At 64.3% G+C, this 15,624-nt stretch carries 18 protein-coding genes; 11 read left to right on the top strand and 7 right to left on the bottom strand.

The window, feature by feature from the left end:
• The first annotated feature begins 2 nt into the window (after positions 1-2).
• Together FBY36_RS02595 and map are read left to right on the top strand one after the other, a co-directional pair.
• Entirely contained in the window at positions 3-572 is a 570-nt protein-coding gene (locus tag FBY36_RS02595; RefSeq protein ID WP_200830555.1) for an adenylate kinase, read from the top strand.
• Between the two features lie 71 nt (positions 573-643).
• Entirely contained in the window at positions 644-1,471 is an 828-nt protein-coding gene (map, locus tag FBY36_RS02590) for a type I methionyl aminopeptidase (RefSeq protein WP_142117231.1), read from the top strand.
• Positions 1,472-1,577: 106 nt separating this feature from the next.
• Here map and FBY36_RS02585 read toward each other — a convergent pair whose 3' ends face one another.
• From FBY36_RS02585 to FBY36_RS02575, 3 genes are all read right to left on the bottom strand, one after another.
• A complete protein-coding gene (locus FBY36_RS02585; protein ID WP_142117230.1) occupies positions 1,578-2,927 on the bottom strand; it encodes an ABC transporter substrate-binding protein in 1,350 nt (449 codons plus the stop codon).
• 61 nt (positions 2,928-2,988) lie between these two features.
• Positions 2,989-3,909: a carbohydrate ABC transporter permease gene (locus FBY36_RS02580; RefSeq protein WP_142117228.1), complete on the bottom strand. Its 921-nt coding sequence runs from the start codon at positions 3,907-3,909 to the stop codon at positions 2,989-2,991.
• On the bottom strand, positions 3,906-4,865 hold the full coding sequence (locus FBY36_RS02575; protein WP_200830418.1) for a carbohydrate ABC transporter permease: 960 nt from the start codon (positions 4,863-4,865) through the stop codon (positions 3,906-3,908). The genes FBY36_RS02580 and FBY36_RS02575 overlap by 4 nt, the downstream gene beginning before the upstream one ends.
• A gap of 215 nt (positions 4,866-5,080) precedes the next feature.
• Here FBY36_RS02575 and FBY36_RS02570 point away from each other — a divergent pair, with 215 nt between their 5' ends.
• The 8 genes from FBY36_RS02570 to FBY36_RS02535 all read left to right on the top strand — a co-directional run bounded on the left by FBY36_RS02570 (position 5,081) and on the right by FBY36_RS02535 (position 10,380).
• Entirely contained in the window at positions 5,081-6,088 is a 1,008-nt protein-coding gene (locus tag FBY36_RS02570) for a P1 family peptidase (protein ID WP_142117227.1), read from the top strand.
• Positions 6,089-6,259: 171 nt separating this feature from the next.
• Complete coding sequence (gene infA / locus FBY36_RS02565) at positions 6,260-6,481, top strand: translation initiation factor IF-1 (RefSeq protein WP_009358723.1); 222 nt, start codon at positions 6,260-6,262, stop codon at positions 6,479-6,481.
• A 71-nt stretch (positions 6,482-6,552) separates the two neighbouring features.
• A complete protein-coding gene (gene rpmJ, locus FBY36_RS02560; protein WP_009358722.1) occupies positions 6,553-6,666 on the top strand; it encodes a 50S ribosomal protein L36 in 114 nt (37 codons plus the stop codon).
• Between the two features lie 176 nt (positions 6,667-6,842).
• Positions 6,843-7,217, top strand: a complete 375-nt coding sequence (gene rpsM, locus FBY36_RS02555; protein ID WP_028275004.1) for a 30S ribosomal protein S13 — start codon at positions 6,843-6,845, stop codon at positions 7,215-7,217.
• 54 nt (positions 7,218-7,271) lie between these two features.
• Positions 7,272-7,673: a 30S ribosomal protein S11 gene (gene rpsK / locus FBY36_RS02550; protein ID WP_018760435.1), complete on the top strand. Its 402-nt coding sequence runs from the start codon at positions 7,272-7,274 to the stop codon at positions 7,671-7,673.
• Positions 7,674-7,803: 130 nt separating this feature from the next.
• Complete coding sequence (locus FBY36_RS02545; RefSeq protein WP_013601812.1) at positions 7,804-8,814, top strand: DNA-directed RNA polymerase subunit alpha; 1,011 nt, start codon at positions 7,804-7,806, stop codon at positions 8,812-8,814.
• A 67-nt stretch (positions 8,815-8,881) separates the two neighbouring features.
• A complete protein-coding gene (gene rplQ / locus FBY36_RS02540) occupies positions 8,882-9,454 on the top strand; it encodes a 50S ribosomal protein L17 (RefSeq protein WP_142117225.1) in 573 nt (190 codons plus the stop codon).
• A 32-nt stretch (positions 9,455-9,486) separates the two neighbouring features.
• Positions 9,487-10,380 (top strand): tRNA pseudouridine synthase A, encoded by an 894-nt coding sequence (locus tag FBY36_RS02535; protein WP_142117223.1) that lies wholly within the window; start codon positions 9,487-9,489, stop codon positions 10,378-10,380.
• A gap of 128 nt (positions 10,381-10,508) precedes the next feature.
• Here FBY36_RS02535 and FBY36_RS02530 read toward each other — a convergent pair whose 3' ends face one another.
• The gene (locus FBY36_RS02530) at positions 10,509-12,176 is read right to left on the bottom strand and encodes an ATP-binding protein (RefSeq protein WP_142117221.1); all 1,668 of its coding nucleotides are present in this window, start codon (positions 12,174-12,176) and stop codon (positions 10,509-10,511) included.
• A gap of 251 nt (positions 12,177-12,427) precedes the next feature.
• Here FBY36_RS02530 and FBY36_RS02525 point away from each other — a divergent pair, with 251 nt between their 5' ends.
• Positions 12,428-13,213, top strand: a complete 786-nt coding sequence (locus FBY36_RS02525; protein WP_142117219.1) for a response regulator transcription factor — start codon at positions 12,428-12,430, stop codon at positions 13,211-13,213.
• Positions 13,214-13,216: 3 nt separating this feature from the next.
• Here the strand turns inward: FBY36_RS02525 and FBY36_RS02520 are convergent, their stop codons facing one another.
• The 3 genes from FBY36_RS02520 to FBY36_RS02510 form a co-directional block, all read right to left on the bottom strand.
• On the bottom strand, positions 13,217-13,699 hold the full coding sequence (locus FBY36_RS02520; protein WP_142117217.1) for an Hpt domain-containing protein: 483 nt from the start codon (positions 13,697-13,699) through the stop codon (positions 13,217-13,219).
• Positions 13,700-13,792: 93 nt separating this feature from the next.
• Positions 13,793-14,677, bottom strand: a complete 885-nt coding sequence (locus FBY36_RS02515) for a type II secretion system F family protein (protein WP_142117215.1) — start codon at positions 14,675-14,677, stop codon at positions 13,793-13,795.
• Positions 14,678-14,684: 7 nt separating this feature from the next.
• Positions 14,685-15,617, bottom strand: coding sequence for a type II secretion system F family protein (locus FBY36_RS02510; protein WP_142117213.1), 933 nt, complete (start codon positions 15,615-15,617; stop codon positions 14,685-14,687).
• Positions 15,618-15,624 lie beyond the last annotated feature (7 nt).

The raw sequence follows: 15,624 nt of genomic DNA, 5'->3' as shown, positions 1-15,624 counted from the left end.
GAATGCTGATTATTGGACCTCCCGGTTCCGGAAAAGGAACGCAGGCAGAGCGGATCTCAGAACGCCTCGGCGTTGTGGCCATCTCTACCGGCGACATCTTCCGGGCCAACGTGAAGGGTGAAACCCCGCTGGGCCTCGAGGCCAAGAAGTACATGGACAACGGGGACTTCGTTCCGGACAGCGTGACCAACAAGATGGTCCGCGACCGCCTGGGCGAGTCCGACGTCGAAAACGGCTTCCTGCTGGACGGCTACCCGCGCACCACTGCGCAGGTGGACTACCTTGACGAGATCCTCGCCGATGGCGACGAGAAGCTCGACGTGGTCCTCCAGCTGACCGCCGATGACGAGGAACTGGTCCACCGGCTGCTGGGCCGGGCCAAGGAAACGGGCCGGAGCGACGACAACGAAGCCGTCATCCGCCACCGCCTGGACCTCTACCACGAGCAGACCGAAGCCGTGGTGGCGAAGTACGCCGAGCGCGGCATCCTCACCCAGGTTGACGGGATCGGTCCCATCGACGAAGTTACCAACCGCGTGATGCAGGCCATCAAGGCCGCTCAGGCAGCCTGACCAAGGCGCCCGGTTTATCGAGGCTCCTCCCGGCATCCGGGAGGAGCCTCAGCCATTTGAAAGGAATCACCATGGCCTTCGGCCAGCCCCGCATCGAATTCAAGAACAACGCCCAGATGCGCACCATGCATGAGGCCGGCCTGGTCCTTAGCCGTGCACTGGATGCCGCCGTTGCAGCCGCGGTGCCGGGGGTTACCACCAGGCACCTGGACGACGTCTTCGCCGCCGTCCTTAATGAGGCTGGCGCCAAGTCCAACTTCCTGGGCTACCACGGCTTCCCGGCCACAATTTGCACCTCGGTCAATGAGGAAGTGGTGCACGGGATCCCGGGCAGTCGCGTACTGCAGGACGGCGACATCATCTCCATCGACGGCGGCGCGATCGTCAACGGCTGGCATTCGGACTCGGCGCGCACGGTGATCGTGGGAACCGCCGACCCCGAGGACCAGCGGCTCTCCGACGTCACCCTGGCAGCCATGTGGCGGGGGATCGCGGCGCTGGCCACCGGCACCCACGTGGGGGACATTGGCGCCGCGATCGACGACTACGTTTCATCCGTCCCGGGCAAACCGTTGGGCATCCTGGAGGACTACGTGGGCCACGGCATCGGCTCCGAGATGCACATGGCGCCGGACGTCCTGAACTACCGCACCAACCACCGCGGTCCCAGGATCAAACCGGGCCTGTGCCTGGCCATTGAGCCCATGCTGGTGCGCGGCAGCATCGACACCGCAGTCCTGGACGACGACTGGACGGTGGTCACCACCGACGGCAAGCGGTCCTGCCAGTGGGAGCACTCGGTGGCCGTGCATGAAAAGGGCATTTGGGTGCTGTCAGCGCCCGACGGCGGTGCGGAGCACCTGGTGCCCCTCGGCGTCACCCCGGTGCCGATTCCGTAAGGGAAACACTTCCCCCTCTTCGACACGTGTTGTCCTGCGTGACGCGCAAAAGCCCTGACGGGACCCGAATTCGGGACCGGCCAGGGCTTTTGCGCGTCGACGGCAGTTAGGACTTCAGCTTCGGCTTCACGTCGCGCTCGTAGATGCTCTGCAGCGTGTTCTTCAGGTCTGTCATGGTGGACTTCACATCGCCCTGCTGGGTGAGGATCTTCGCGGCGGCCTTGGCCATTTCCTGGTCGGCGCCCGGCAGGAACACCCGGGCGTTGTCCTGGACCTTGGTTACGGCGAGCTGGTCCATAGCGGTCTTGATCTGCGGCGTCTTGGCCAGGACGGACGCCGTATCCGCGGACTTTCGGGTGGGCATGTAGCCGGTGGCCGCAGAGAACTCCGCGGTGCTCGCCGGCTGGGTGACGAAGTCCAGGAACTTTCCGGCCGCGAGCTGCTCCTCCTTGGTGATGCCGCTGGGAATACCCAGGCCGGCGCCGCCGGTGGGGCACACGTTCGATTGCGCCTTGGGCCCGCCCGGCAGGAAACCAACGCCCACGTTGAACTTGGCGGACTTCAGGATTCCCAGCAGCGAACCCGTGGACGAGATGGTGGTGGACGTGAGGCCGGCGGAGAAGTCATCAGCGGCTTCCTTGGACGAGACGCCGGCCCACTTGTCCTTGTAGATCGAATCCTGCGCCCACTGCAGCGCGGCAACGGACTCGGTGGAGTCACACGTGATGTCCCATTCCTTGGACCAGCCGCCGCCCCATCCCCACAGCATGTTCTGCAGTGTCCAGCCCGCGTACCCGGCGAGAGCGGGGTAGATGTAGGCGTACTGGGCGCCCGAGCTGGCCTTCAGCTTGGGCGCCCATTCAGCGAATTCATCCCAGGTCTTCGGTGCCCGGTCGGGAAGGCCGGCCGCCGCAAAATGGTCCTTGTTGTAGTAGAACAGCGGCGTGGACCGGCCGTATGGCAGCGCCCACTGCTTGTTGTCGTACTTGTAGTCGTTCACCAGAGACTGCTGGAAGTCGTCCATCCTCATGTCCAGCTGCTTGATCAGGCCATCAACGGGAATGATGCTGCCGTTGGTGTAGTAGCGGAACCACCAGACGTCGGACAGGACCACCACACCCGGCAGGCCCGACTTTGCCGCCTGGGCGGTTTGGAACTTCTGGGCGATTTCCTCGTAGTTTGCTCCGGCGGTAACCAGGTTCACCGTGATGTCCGGGTTCTTGGCGTGGAATTTATCGATCAGGCTCTTCTCCACGTCCTGCGACTGGCCGGGGTGGCTGGACCAGAAGTCGATCTTGGCCGCCGGCTTCACGTCCTTGAAGTCGATCTCGGCAGCTTGGGAGGTAGCCTGGCCGCCGCCGCTTGTGGATGGTCCGCCGCATGCGGCAAGGGCGGCGGCAGAGGCGGATACCCCTGCCAGGCCCAGGAAATGCCTCCGGTCCAGGTGCAGTGTCATGACAGTTTCCTTTCGGTTGGTGCCTTTGTAAGGGTTGGAAAGTGCGACGGCGGCCGGCAGCTTAACCGGTCACGCTGCCCTGGGTGAGGCCCGCAACGATGTAGCGCTGGAGGGCCGCGAAGATGATCAGGATGGGAACGATGACCAGGACTGCCCCCGCCATGAGGACACCCCAGCCGGCAGCGTTGCTTTCGTTGTTCTGCAGCAGGGTGAGCCCGACGGGAAGGGTCATGGTTTCCGGACGGTCCGTGATGATGAGGGGCCAGATGTAGTCATTCCATTCGGTCACGATGGTCACCAGTGCCACCGTGGCGATGGACGGGACCGAAACGGGAACCACGATCTGCCACAAACGGCGCCAGTGGCCAGCACCGTCCATCTCGGCCGATTCCAGGATGGAAGCGGGGAGGGTGCGGAAGTGCTGGCGCAGCAGGAACGTCCCGAACGCGGTGCCAAGGCCGGGGAGGATGATGCCCCACAGCGTGTTCTTTCCACCGATGCCCGCGATCAGGATGAAGTTGGGCAGGATGGACACCTGCGGCGGCACCATGAGGGCCACCAGGATCAGCAGGAAGATGAAGTTCCGGAACGGGAAGCGGACAAACACCAAAGCGTAGGCCGTCAGGATGGCCAGCAGCACCTTGATGGTGGCCCCGGCCAGCGTGACGATGGTGCTGTTCAGGAAGAACTGCCCAAACGGCACCGTGGTCATGGCGGTCCGGTAGTTCTCGAGGTTCAGGCTTTCCGGAAGGATTTTCAGGTCCGTGGTGACAATCTCGCCGGACTGCTTGAAGGAGCTCAGGACCATCCACAGCAGGGGCAGGAATACCACCAGGGTGGCCACGAGCAGCGGCAGGTAGCCGCCCACCACGGTGCGGATGAGGTTGCGGCGCGAGAAGGGGCGGTCGCGGTGAAGGCCTGGCTCCGGTGCGCTGATGGCGGGGGCTGTGGGGTCGGGGCTGACCGGGGACAGGGAGGTCATGAGTAATGCACCTTTCGTTCCACGAACCGCAACTGAAGCACGGTGATCACCAGGAGGATCGCGAACAGGACCACGGAAATTGCTGCCGAGTAGCCTGCCCTGTTGTAGGCACCGAAGGCCTGCAGGTAGGCCTCGTAGATCAGGGTGCTGGTGCCGGTGCCCAAGGGCGTCATGATGCGGATGAGGTCGAAGGCCTGCAGTGAACTGAGCATGGTGGTGATCAGCAGGAAGAACGCGGTGGGGGACAGCAGCGGCAGCGAGATGCTGGTGAAACGGCGGAATCCGTTGGCGCCATCAAGGGATGCGGCCTCCATGACATCCTGCGGAAGGGACTGGAGCCCGGCGAGATACACCACGGCGCAGTAGCCCAGGTTCTTCCAGACGTATACCAGGATCACCATGACGAGCGAGAGCTGGGGGTCGTTAATCCACTGCGGGCTCTGCTGCCCGATGCCGCGCAGCAGCCAGGCCAGGACGCCGTAGCCGGGATCGAAGATGAACAGCCACACCAGGCCTACGCCGACGCCGGAGAGGACGTACGGTGCAAAGACGGCTGAACGGGCGAACGTGGTGCCGCGGATCTTCGCGTTCAGGGCCAGCGCCACCAGCAGGCCCAGGACCATGGAACCACCCACTGTAACCAGCGTGAACACGGCGGTGGTCCCCAGGACTTTCGGTGCGTCATTGCTGCTGAAGAAGGTGACGTAGTTGGCGAGGCCAACCACCGTTGCGGTGGGGGAGCCCAGGGTCCAGTCCAGTGTGGAGTAGTACATATTGCTGAACAGCGGACGGTAGGTGAAAACCGCGATCAGCACCAGGTTGGGCAGCGCCATGGCGAGGAAAACGAAGAAGTCCCGCCGGGTCCGCGCGGTCCACCGCCGCTTTGGGACTTTCGCCGAGCGGCCCGGAGGCCTCTTGGGTTTGGCGGCTGGGTGCGGGGCGAGTTGACGGGTCATGCGTGTCTCTCCCGGGTTGGGAGCCTGCTTGTGGCCGGCCCTGGCTTGATCTAGGCACTACTACACCAGACCGTCAGAGGGCTGAAACCCGCATATGCCCTTGTCAGGGGACTGTTATCCAAGGCTTCGTCGCCCGTTAACGCTGTGTTGAATGCAGTCTCGCACAAAGTTTCCCAATGCGGCAGGGGCACGCCCGCGGAGGGGAGAATAGGGGGATGGGAAGCATCACCGACGTTCCGGGCATCCGGGTTGGCCATGTCCAAAAGGACAGCGGAGGATGGCTGACCGGCGTCACCGTGGTCCTCCCGCCGCCGGGCACGGTGGGTTCCGTCGATGTCCAGGGCGGCGGGCCTGCCACCCACGAAACGGACGCCCTTGACCCCACCACCCTGGTCAGCACGGTGGACGCCGTAGTCCTCACCGGCGGCAGTGCCTACGGGCTGGCGTCCGCTGCCGGCGCCCAGCGCTGGTGCGAGGAAAACGGCAGGGGTTTCGCCGTTCCAGGCGGCGTCGTGCCCATCGTTCCCGCCGCCGCCATCTTCGACCTGGGCAGGGGAGGGGACTTCACAGCACGTCCGACGCCGGAGATGGGCTACGCGGCAACGGCCGCCGCGGCGGGACAAAAGGAAAGGCACGACGTCGGACGGGGCAACGTCGGTGCCGGCACTGGCGCCGTCATCGGCCGCGGCCAGTTCAAAGGTGGAGTGGGCATGGCCTCCATCGTGCTGGAGAGCGGCCTTGTTGTTGGAGCGCTGGCGGTGGTGAATGCGCTGGGACTGCCAGTAACTCCTTCGGGAAATCCCGAACCCTCCGCGCGCTCGCTCGTTCCGCCCCACGAGCCCCCTAACCTCGCAAGCTCGGCCAGGGAACCCGGCTCGCGTGGGCCCAACTTAGACGCGCCACTGAATACAACCCTGGTCGTTGTGGCTACCAACGCGGTCCTTGATGTGGCGGAGTGCAAGCGGACTGCCTCTGCTTCCCACGCCGGGATCGCCCGCGCACTGAACCCCTCCCACACCCTGGCTGACGGGGATACTGTCTTTTGTTTGGCAACTGGAGCTCTCCCACTGGATCGCTCGGACGAAGCTGCCCGGCAGCTCAGCCTGATTACGCTGCAGAGTGCGGCAGCCGACGTCGTCCGTTCAGCCATCCTGGACGGGGTGGCCAGTGCTGAGGGCGTCAGCACTCCAGCGGGCGAATATGGTGCGTACCGCACCGCGTAGGCTACTATGGCCGATTTAACTTTTACCGGCCAAGAGGGTAGTGTTGTTTGTTGGTTGTCTGGACTGCCACGCCCTTTTGGGCCTGGAGCCGGCAATCGATCCAACAAAAACGTTCGTGGTCATGCCCGGTGCAATCCGGCGGGGCTGCGGCAACAACAGTTAGCGGAGGGTATGGCCAAGAAGGACGGGGTCATTGAGATCGAAGGCGTTGTGACCGAGGCGCTGCCTAACGCGATGTTTCGCGTTGAGCTCACCAACAAGCACATCGTTCTGGCACACATCTCTGGAAAGATGCGTCAGCACTACATCAGGATCCTCCCCGAGGACCGCGTAGTGGTGGAGCTGAGCCCGTACGACCTCACCCGTGGTCGTATCGTCTACCGCTACAAGTAAATTGCTGGGCGGCTTCAGCGCAAGCTGACTACTGCTCCAGTTGACCACACTGCTACACGCAAAGGAACGCCATGAAGGTCAAGCCGAGCGTCAAGCAGATCTGCGAAAAGTGCAAAGTGATCCGCCGTAATGGCCGGGTCATGGTGATCTGCGAGAACCCGCGCCACAAGCAGCGCCAGGGCTAATTTCCTTCCCTGAAGGAAATCCTGGGTTGCTAACCCACGCAAGTAAATAAAGGCAGCACAAGCTGACCTGGGACGTATGGAGCCCGGGCAGCTAACCCCCGGTCGGAGGCTGGGGCCGCACGGAACGTGCGGGTGTACTGCCTACGACCTCCGGTTTATCAAGGAGTACTGCCACTATGGCTCGTCTCGCTGGCGTAGACATTCCCCGCGAAAAGCGGCTGGAAATTGCGCTTACTTACATCTACGGCGTGGGCAAGACCCGTGCACACGAAACCCTGGCTGCCACGGGCATCAGCGCTGACGTTCGCGTCAAGGACCTGACCGATGCCCAGCTGGTTGAGCTGCGTGATTACATCGAAGGCAACTACAAGGTTGAGGGTGACCTTCGCCGCGAAGTAGCAGCTGATATCCGCCGCAAGGTTGAAATCGGCAGCTACGAAGGTATTCGCCACCGTAAGGGCCTCCCGGTCCGCGGGCAGCGTACCAAGACCAACGCCCGTACCCGCAAGGGTCCGAAGCGCACCGTCGCAGGCAAGAAGAAGGCCCGTTAAAATCCCCGCCCGGGATTTACGGACTTTCCCCAATAACTTTCTGTAGGAGAAAAAATGCCCCCGAAGACTCGTGGCGCGGTTCGCAAGCCGCGTAAGAAGGACAAGAAGAATATCGCGCTTGGCCAGGCGCACATCAAGAGCACCTTTAACAACACCATCGTTTCCATCACGGATCCGTCCGGCGCTGTTATTTCCTGGGCTTCCTCCGGTGAGGTTGGCTTCAAGGGCTCGCGCAAGTCCACCCCGTTCGCTGCCCAGATGGCTGCCGAAGCCGCTGCCAAGCGTGCTCAGGAGCACGGCATGCGCAAGGTAGACGTTTTCGTCAAGGGACCGGGTTCCGGACGCGAAACCGCCATCCGTTCGCTGCAGGCCGCAGGCCTCGAGGTTGGCTCCATCCAGGACGTCACCCCCGCAGCGCACAACGGCTGCCGCCCGCCGAAGCGCCGCCGCGTCTAATTCTTTTCCGCAGCAGGAGCTTGCCCGGACCAGTGATGGTCCGGGCAAGCCCAGCGCGTTAAGTCTTCAGACCGAATTTCCACCACCTGTGTTGCGTCATATAGCGGATGCTCGCCGAAAGGAAACCTAAGTGCTCATTGCACAGCGCCCCACCCTCTCCGAAGAGGTAGTCTCCGAAAACCGTTCGCGTTTCATCATCGAACCGCTGGAACCGGGCTTCGGCTACACCCTCGGAAACTCCCTCCGCCGTACCCTGCTCTCCTCCATCCCCGGTGCTGCCGTAACCAGCATCCGGATCGATGGCGTGCTGCACGAGTTCACCACGGTTCCGGGTGTCAAGGAAGATGTCACCGAGATCATCCTTAACATCAAGAGCCTCTCGGTTTCCTCCGAGCACGACGAGCCTGTCGTGGCTTACCTGCGCAAGCAGGGCCCCGGAGTCGTCACCGCCGCGGACATCGCTCCGCCGGCCGGCGTCGAATTCCACAATCCGGATCTGCACATCGCCACGCTGAACTCGAAGGGCAAGTTCGAACTCGAACTGACCATCGAGCGCGGCCGCGGCTACGTTTCGGCAGCTCAGAACAAGTCCGGCGACGCAGAGATCGGCCGTATCCCGGTCGACTCCATCTACTCGCCCGTGCTGAAGGTTACTTTCCGCGTGGAAGCAACCCGTGTTGAGCAGCGCACCGACTTCGACAAGCTGATTGTCGACGTCGAGACCAAGCAGGCCATCGCCCCGCGCGATGCCGTTGCTTCCGCAGGCACCACCCTGGTGGAACTGTTCGGTCTGGCCCGTGAGCTGAACACCGCAGCTGAAGGTATCGAGATCGGCCCGTCACCCACCGACGCTGCCCTGGCAGCCGACATGGCACTGCCGATCGAGGATCTGGACCTCACCGTCCGTTCCTACAACTGCCTCAAGCGTGAGGGCATCCACACCGTGGGTGAACTCGTTGCCCGCTCCGAGGCTGACCTGATGGACATCCGCAACTTCGGTGCAAAGTCCATTGACGAGGTCAAGGCAAAGCTGGTTGAACTGGGCCTGTCCCTCAAGGACTCGCCTCCCGGTTTTGACCTCGCAGCACGCGCCGCAGCAATCGAAGAGGACGACGCCGCCTTCGGCGACGACGAACTCTAAACCAGACCTTGGCCGGCGGGAGCACCACGGTGTGCCGCCCACGGCTTCCACATGAGGAGAAACAATTATGCCTACCCCCACTAAGGGTCCGCGCCTCGGCGGCGGCCCGGCTCACGAGCGCCTCATGCTCGCGAACCTGGCAGCATCCCTGTTCGAGCACAAGCGGATCACCACCACGGTCACCAAGGCCAAGCGCCTGAAGCCGTACGCAGAGCGCCTGGTCACCTTCGCCAAGCGTGGCGACCTCGCTTCCCGCCGCCGCGTTCTCGGCCTGATCAGCAACAAGGGCATCGTCCACGAGCTGTTCACCGACATCGCGCAGGCTGTGGAGAACCGCGACGGCGGCTACACCCGCATCACCAAGATCGGCAACCGCAAGGGCGACAACGCTCCCATGGCTGTCATCGAGCTGGTCCTCGAGCCGGTTTCCGCCAAGCAGGCTGTTGTAGCCGAGGCTACGTCCGCTGCCAAGCGCGATGCCGACAAGAAGGAAGCCGCTGCTGCTGCTCCCGTTGCAGAAGAAGCTCCCGAGGCTGAAGCTGCTGAGGCTCCCGCCGCTGAGGAAGCTGCAACCGAAGAGGCTCCGGCCGCTGAGGAAGCAGCTGTTGCTCCGGCTGCCGAGGAGAAGGACGCGAAGTAATTCGCTGATTTTCTTCGCATAGACTTAGGTCTGTGAACCACCAAAAACCCGCGGCCCCCGTTCCAGGGGGCGGCGGGTTTTTGCGTATCCGGGTTGATCTTTCCTACGACGGCGGCCCGTTCAGCGGGTGGGCGCTGCAGCCGGGTCTGCGCACCGTCCAAGGCGTCCTGGAGGAAGCCCTGCATCTACTGGTCCGGCGGCCCATCCGTGTCACCGTTGCGGGACGGACCGATGCCGGGGTGCACGCCCGCGGCCAGGTGGTCCACCTGGACCTCACGGAGGACGAGTGGCAGGGACTGCCGCGGGGGCACGAACTGGATCCCGCCGTCGCCATGATGCGCAGGCTCCGCGGTGCGCTCAGCCGTGTCCTGGGCGACCTGACCGGCGCGGTGGAGGTGCACCGCATCTCGCTGGCGCCCGTGGGGTTTGACGCCCGCTTCTCCGCCCTCTGGCGCCGTTACAGCTACCGCATCGCGGACGGGCCGGCCCGGTGGGATCCGCTGGAGCGGTACTTCACGTTGTGGCACAAGAACCCGCTGGACGTGGCGCTGCTGAACGAGGGTGCCTCGAAGCTGCTGGGCCTGCAGAACTTCCTGTCCTTCTGCAAGCCGCGGGAAGGTGCCACCACCATCAGGGAACTCCAGCGGTTCGAGTTCCGGCGTGGCGAGGACGGCGTCATTGTGGCCACGGTCCAGGCTGATGCGTTCTGCCACAACATGGTGCGGGCACTCATCGGCTCCGCGCTGTATGTGGGTGAGGGCGTTGAGGAGCCGGGCTGGCTGTATGAGCGGCTCCTGCTGCAAAAGCGCGACGCCAAGTCGGTCCTGGCCGCCCCGCATCCGCTGGTGCTGGAGGAAGTGGCTTACCCTTCGGACAGCGAACTACTGGCCCGTGCGGAACAGACCCGCGCCCTCCGGGAACACTGACCCTCCCCACCCGTCCCCTAACCTCGCAAGCTCGGTTAGGGAACCCTCCGGGCGTGGGCCCACCCATCGAGTGCTCCGTATTGGTCGTTTTCAGGCCCGAAAACGACACTTACTCAGCAGCCGATGAATTAGAAAGCGGGCGGCGGGCCCTCGGCCGGCAGCGTCACCGTGAAGGTGCTGCCCCGCCCCTCACCGCTCTGGCAGGCGATGGTGCCGCCGTGGCGCTCCACGATCATCCGGGTAATCGAAAGACCCAGGCCGGCGCCCGGGATGGCGGCCTTTTGGGCGGACTCGGCGCGGAAGAAGCGGTTGAAGGCCCTCGCCGCGTCCTCGCCGGTCATGCCCATCCCGGTGTCCGTGACGCTCAGCCGGACCCACTGCCGGTCAGCGTCCGCGCTGATGCTGACCCTGCCGCCGTCGGGAGAGTACTTGATGGCGTTGGAGACCAGGTTGTCCAGCACCTGCCCGATCCGGAGCGGATCAGCATAGGCCCACAGGGGTGAGGGAACCTCGGCGGCGATCTCCACGTGGGACCGTTGCGCCAAGGCCTGGGCCGAACCCACGCTGGTCTCCACCAGGCTGGCCAGGTCGGTCCGCTTGGGGTGGACGTTCAGGGTGGTGGAGGCTGAAGCCGTCAGGTCGGCCACCAGGTCCAGCAGCCGTTCCGCGTTGCGCTGCACCACGAGCAGGCGCTGGGCCACGGGCTTGGGAAGGTTGCCGGCGTCGTCGAGTACCAGGTCCACGTTGCCCAGGATCGAGTTCAGCGGGTTCTTGAATTCGTGCGAAACGTTGGACACCAGCTCCTGGTTCGCGGCCAGGGATTCCACCCAGCCGGTGACGTCGCTGTAGACCACCACAGCCCCGGTCAGCTGGCCGTCTTCATTGACCAGCGGTCGGGCGGCGGTGGACACGGCGCGCTGCTCCGGGCCCTCGCCGGCCCACACCAGATAGTCGGCGAAGGACTCACCCGCCATGGCGCGGTTGATGGGCCGCCGGTCCTGGGGAAGCAGGGTACGGCGGTCCTGGCCGAAGATGAGTTGGTGCCCCTGCCCGGGGACCGCCTCGTGCGCGCCGGTGGCGCGGCGGAAGTTGCGCTGGCGGCTGTTGGAGACCAGGAAGTGGCCGGAACGGTCGACGGCGGCAATACCGACGTCGGTGGCGTCCAGTACGGTTTCGAGCAGCTTCTCCCGTTCCCGGCTTGCGGCCAGCAGTTCCCGGAGTTCACGGTCCTTGTCCGCCAGCTCGGCCTGCTGCTGCCGGAGACTCACGCTCGCGAACCGGATGGCCAGGGACACCGCGAGCATCATGACGGGGAAAAGGACCGTGCTGGTGATGTCGGAGGCCGTGACGTCGGGGAAGTGGGCCGCCACGGAGGGGACCATGATCAGGAAAGGTCCCACGAAACTGAGCACCAGGCTGCTGCGCGCCAGCATGCCGGAGGCGGAGAGCCAGATGACCGGGAAAATCACCAGCACCGCCAGTCCCGGCAGGAGCGGTGCGGCGCCGTTGCGCAGGAACCCGATGGCCGCGAAGTCCAGCACGGGGATCAGCAGGTACGGGCGGTGTGCCAGCCGTTCCCAGGGCACCAGGAAGCAGCCAAGGAACAAGACCGCGTGAAGGATAAGCCCGGCGACGTACAAGGGACTGTGCATCAGCGCGGGCCAGGCGAACGGGGTGGCCACGGTAATAGCCGCGACAATGAGGGTAAGGGGGAGTTGGCACAACGCCACTTGGGCGCGGGTCCCCAGCCGGCGGAAGATGCGGCCGGGTCCACGGTGGAACAACGGTTCAGCCATGCTTTTGGCTCGTACCCCTTTACGTCCGGAAGCAGATGAGGCCAAGGTGCAGCAATTCCCCCGGTTACCTTGGCGTCCACCCTTTCCTTTGGATATTGCACATGTCTTGTCATAATAATTGACTTTTCAATTTTCAGTGCCGATTCGGCTGTCATCAGCTCGGCTTACTAGTAGCGTATAAATGGTTGGAGCGGGATTGGCATTGGCGCTGGGCCAATGGGGGGCCATTTCCGCCTGGCGCAGGGATAGCAATGGACGATCTTGGTGTAGCTGTGGTCATCGAGGATGACGACGACGTACGCAACCTCCTTGAAGGTGTTTTGACCCAGGCGGGCTTCGAAGTGCATACAGCTGTTGATGGGCGGGCCGGCGTTGAGGTGGTCCGCAGCAAGCAGGCCAATGTTGTGACGCTGGATATAGGCCTGCCGGACATTGACGGGTTCGAGGTCCTTCGGCGGATCCGCAATTTCAGCAACGCCTATGTGGTGATGCTGACAGGCCGGACCGACGAACCGGACCTGTTGTCCGCCCTGAATGCAGGGGCGGATGACTACATCGCCAAACCCTTCAGGCCCAGGGAACTGCGAGCCAGGGTTTCAGCGATGATGCGCAGGCCGCGCCATGAAGTAAACGGGCAGAACGCGTCCGCTTCACAGTGGGGACAGGCCGCGGCTCCTGCCCCCGCGCAGCCCGAGCCCGGGGTCCTGCAGCACAACGGGCTGCTGTTGAACCACCGGACGCGCACCGTGGAGATCAAGGGTGAGCCGCTGGGCCTGACCCGCAGCGAGTTCGACCTCCTCCATGTCCTGCTGAAGGGCGGCGGCGCCGTGTGCACCAGGGCCGACCTGGTACGGGCGGTGCGGGGTGATTTCTATGACCGGGACACGTACATCAGTGAGGCGGACGAGCGCGCGGTGGAGGTCCACGTGGGAAACCTTCGGCGCAAGCTCAAAGAGGACCAGTTGTCGCCGCGCTGGCTGCAGACAGTGCGCGGCGTGGGTTACCGGCTGGCACCGCGGCGGCCGGACGATGCGTAGCTGCTAGCCCTTTTCCAGGATGTAGGTTGCCTGCAGCTCGGACACAGTCCGTGCCCCGTCCAGGGCCACACCGGCCATCAAGGCCTGGCCCTGGGCAAAGTCACCCTGCCGGATGAGGCCTTCCAGGAGTTCGGCGAGCCTGGCCAACCTTAGTCCGCCAACCATGGCAGAGCTGATCTTGAGGCTGATGACGGCATCAAGGGCAAGGTCCTCGTCCCGGCTCTCCACTGCTGTTCCCAGCCGGGCGAGCCGCAGGTCCCACATGGCGGCGTAGTCACGGGCGAAACGCTGCGCCAGCCCGGATCCGGCCAGCTCATCTTCAAGTTCCTCCAGCACGGCGGCATCAACCAGCGGCAAGAGAGCGGCCTCCTCCAGCAACGGGGCCGCGCCGGCGGCCGGAACGGGACCGGCGGGCAAACCGACCCCGGACAGCGGGTAGTCCGCAGCGGGGCTCTTTCCGCTGGAGCCGGGATCGGGACTGTTCATTGTTCAAGGCTACTTCCTGGATATCCTTCGGCGTCCGTTTTCTTATCATTCTGTGTAAACCTTGAGGCAACCTTGCCGCCGCACTGAGTATCTTTACTGGCCGCTGAAGGTCACCACTGCATTGATCACAGCTGGTCCCAGAATGGCGATAAACAGGACCGGGAAGATAAAGAACAACAGCGGGAAAAGGATCATGACGGGCAGCTTCATGGCCTTTTCCTCGGCCCGCTGGCGCCGTTTGACGCGCATGACCTTCGCCTGGACCCGCAGGACCCGGCTGATGGCGATTCCGTAGGTGTCGGCCTGCACCACGGCCTGCACAAAGCTGCGCAGTTCCGGGATGTTGGTCCGCTCCGCGAGAGCGACGTAGGACTCGCGGCGGCTGCGTCCCACCTGCATGTCCTGCAGGGTGCGGACCAGTTCCTCTGCGAGGGGGCCCTTGCCGTTCTCACCGGCCCGGGCCATGGCGCCTTCGAATCCCAGTCCGGCTTCCACTGAGATCAGCATCTGGTCCAGGGTGTTGGCCAGCTCCAGCTGCATCGCCTTCTGCCGCTCCTGGCCCTTGCTGTACAGGAGGAGGTCCGGGATGAAGTAGCCGAGGACAATCAGGAACAGGCCGGCGAGCTTCATTATGGGGCTCGCGCCGATGCTGACGAGCCAGAGTCCCGCTGCCAGGCCAGCCGTCCCCAGGCCCAGCTTTGAGCCCAGCACCTTGCCCATCGGCATGGAAGCAGGACGGCCGGCGAGGGACAGGAGCCGGTCCAGGAAGGCAACGTAGGCAGGCGGTGTCAGCCGGCGGCCCACGTTTTCGAGGATGCCCGGTTTCCCGGCAGGGGCAACGAGGGCTGCCGGAGCGCCCCGGCCCAACAGTTCAGCGGCGGCGATGCGTCCCTGCTTGTCCACGGTCAGCATGGACCATGCCAGGGCGGCCACGGGAATACAGACCAGGAGTACGGAGAGGAGGACGATCAGGTTCATGGGGTCCTCAGAACTTCAGGTCGATGATCTTGCGCATCCAGAGCGCGCCGATGGTCATCAGGACAAAGGATGCTCCGATCATCACCCAGCCCAGGGGATGGGTGAACATCGAGTTCATGTAGCTGGGGCTCACGGCCAGCAGCATGGCCACGATGCCGAACGGCATGGCGATCAGGATGTATGCGGAGAACTTGCCTTCGGCGGCGAGGGCTTTGATGTGGCCTTTGATTTCGGCGCGCTCGCGGATGGTTTCGTTGACCTGGTCCAGGACCTCTGCCAGGTTGCCGCCTACTTCGCGGTTGATCTGGATGGCCTGCGAGATCCAGACGAAGTCCTCGTTCTTCATCCGGTCGGCGGTGTCGTTGAGGGCGGCCAGCAGGTCGCGGCCCAGGCTGGTTTCCGTGATGACGCGCCGCATTTCCTCCGACGTCGGCTTCTGGGATTCCGTGGCCGCGGCGTCGATGGCCCGCAGGATGCTGTGCCCGGCCCGCAGGCCGCCGGAGAGCAGCTGCAGGGTGTCGCCGAGCTGGCTGTCGAAGGCGGTGCGGCGCTTGCCGGCCAGGAATCCGAGGAAGAGTTTGCCCGCAAAGGGTGCCAGCAGGGCCAGCAGCAGTCCCACCAACGGGCCCACGGTTACCACGCCCACCAGCATGCCGACGCAGGCGCCGATGCCCACCAGCAGGAAGAACTCGGCCTGGCTGAGGCGCAGGCCCGCGTTCTCCAGCTCAGCGCGGGAGAAGAGCCTGACGTTCCGGCCCGCAAGCAGCCGTTCGAAGGACCTGACGCCGGAGAGTGCCAGGCGGGTCAGGGAGGACGGCGGCTCGGGCTCAAAGGGACGACGGCGGTCCAGCGGCACCGAGGAGGCGCTCGGCAGGAGCACGGCCACACCGAGCAGGCAGATGGCTGCCAGGAGGATAACGCTTCCGATGGCGATGATCATGTGGTGT

Origin of the sequence: Arthrobacter sp. SLBN-122 (assembly GCF_006715165.1) — a bacterium.
Classification (GTDB): Bacteria; Actinomycetota; Actinomycetes; order Actinomycetales; family Micrococcaceae; genus Arthrobacter.
This window is presented reverse-complemented; position numbering and strand designations above follow the sequence as displayed.

Bases quoted from the DNA above. Each gene is read 5' to 3' on its own strand.
- FBY36_RS02595 (WP_200830555.1), top strand. From the start codon at position 3: ATGCTGATTATTGGACCTCCCGGTTCCGGAAAAGGAACGCAGGCAGAG.
- map (WP_142117231.1), top strand. From the start codon at position 644: ATGGCCTTCGGCCAGCCCCGCATCGAATTCAAGAACAACGCCCAGATG.
- FBY36_RS02585 (WP_142117230.1), bottom strand. From the start codon at position 2,927: ATGACACTGCACCTGGACCGGAGGCATTTCCTGGGCCTGGCAGGGGTA.
- FBY36_RS02580 (WP_142117228.1), bottom strand. From the start codon at position 3,909: ATGACCTCCCTGTCCCCGGTCAGCCCCGACCCCACAGCCCCCGCCATC.
- FBY36_RS02575 (WP_200830418.1), bottom strand. From the start codon at position 4,865: ATGACCCGTCAACTCGCCCCGCACCCAGCCGCCAAACCCAAGAGGCCT.
- FBY36_RS02570 (WP_142117227.1), top strand. From the start codon at position 5,081: ATGGGAAGCATCACCGACGTTCCGGGCATCCGGGTTGGCCATGTCCAA.
- infA (WP_009358723.1), top strand. From the start codon at position 6,260: ATGGCCAAGAAGGACGGGGTCATTGAGATCGAAGGCGTTGTGACCGAG.
- rpmJ (WP_009358722.1), top strand. From the start codon at position 6,553: ATGAAGGTCAAGCCGAGCGTCAAGCAGATCTGCGAAAAGTGCAAAGTG.
- rpsM (WP_028275004.1), top strand. From the start codon at position 6,843: ATGGCTCGTCTCGCTGGCGTAGACATTCCCCGCGAAAAGCGGCTGGAA.
- rpsK (WP_018760435.1), top strand. From the start codon at position 7,272: ATGCCCCCGAAGACTCGTGGCGCGGTTCGCAAGCCGCGTAAGAAGGAC.
- rplQ (WP_142117225.1), top strand. From the start codon at position 8,882: ATGCCTACCCCCACTAAGGGTCCGCGCCTCGGCGGCGGCCCGGCTCAC.
- FBY36_RS02530 (WP_142117221.1), bottom strand. From the start codon at position 12,176: ATGGCTGAACCGTTGTTCCACCGTGGACCCGGCCGCATCTTCCGCCGG.
- FBY36_RS02525 (WP_142117219.1), top strand. From the start codon at position 12,428: ATGGACGATCTTGGTGTAGCTGTGGTCATCGAGGATGACGACGACGTA.
- FBY36_RS02520 (WP_142117217.1), bottom strand. From the start codon at position 13,699: ATGAACAGTCCCGATCCCGGCTCCAGCGGAAAGAGCCCCGCTGCGGAC.
- FBY36_RS02515 (WP_142117215.1), bottom strand. From the start codon at position 14,677: ATGAACCTGATCGTCCTCCTCTCCGTACTCCTGGTCTGTATTCCCGTG.
- FBY36_RS02510 (WP_142117213.1), bottom strand. From the start codon at position 15,617: ATGATCATCGCCATCGGAAGCGTTATCCTCCTGGCAGCCATCTGCCTG.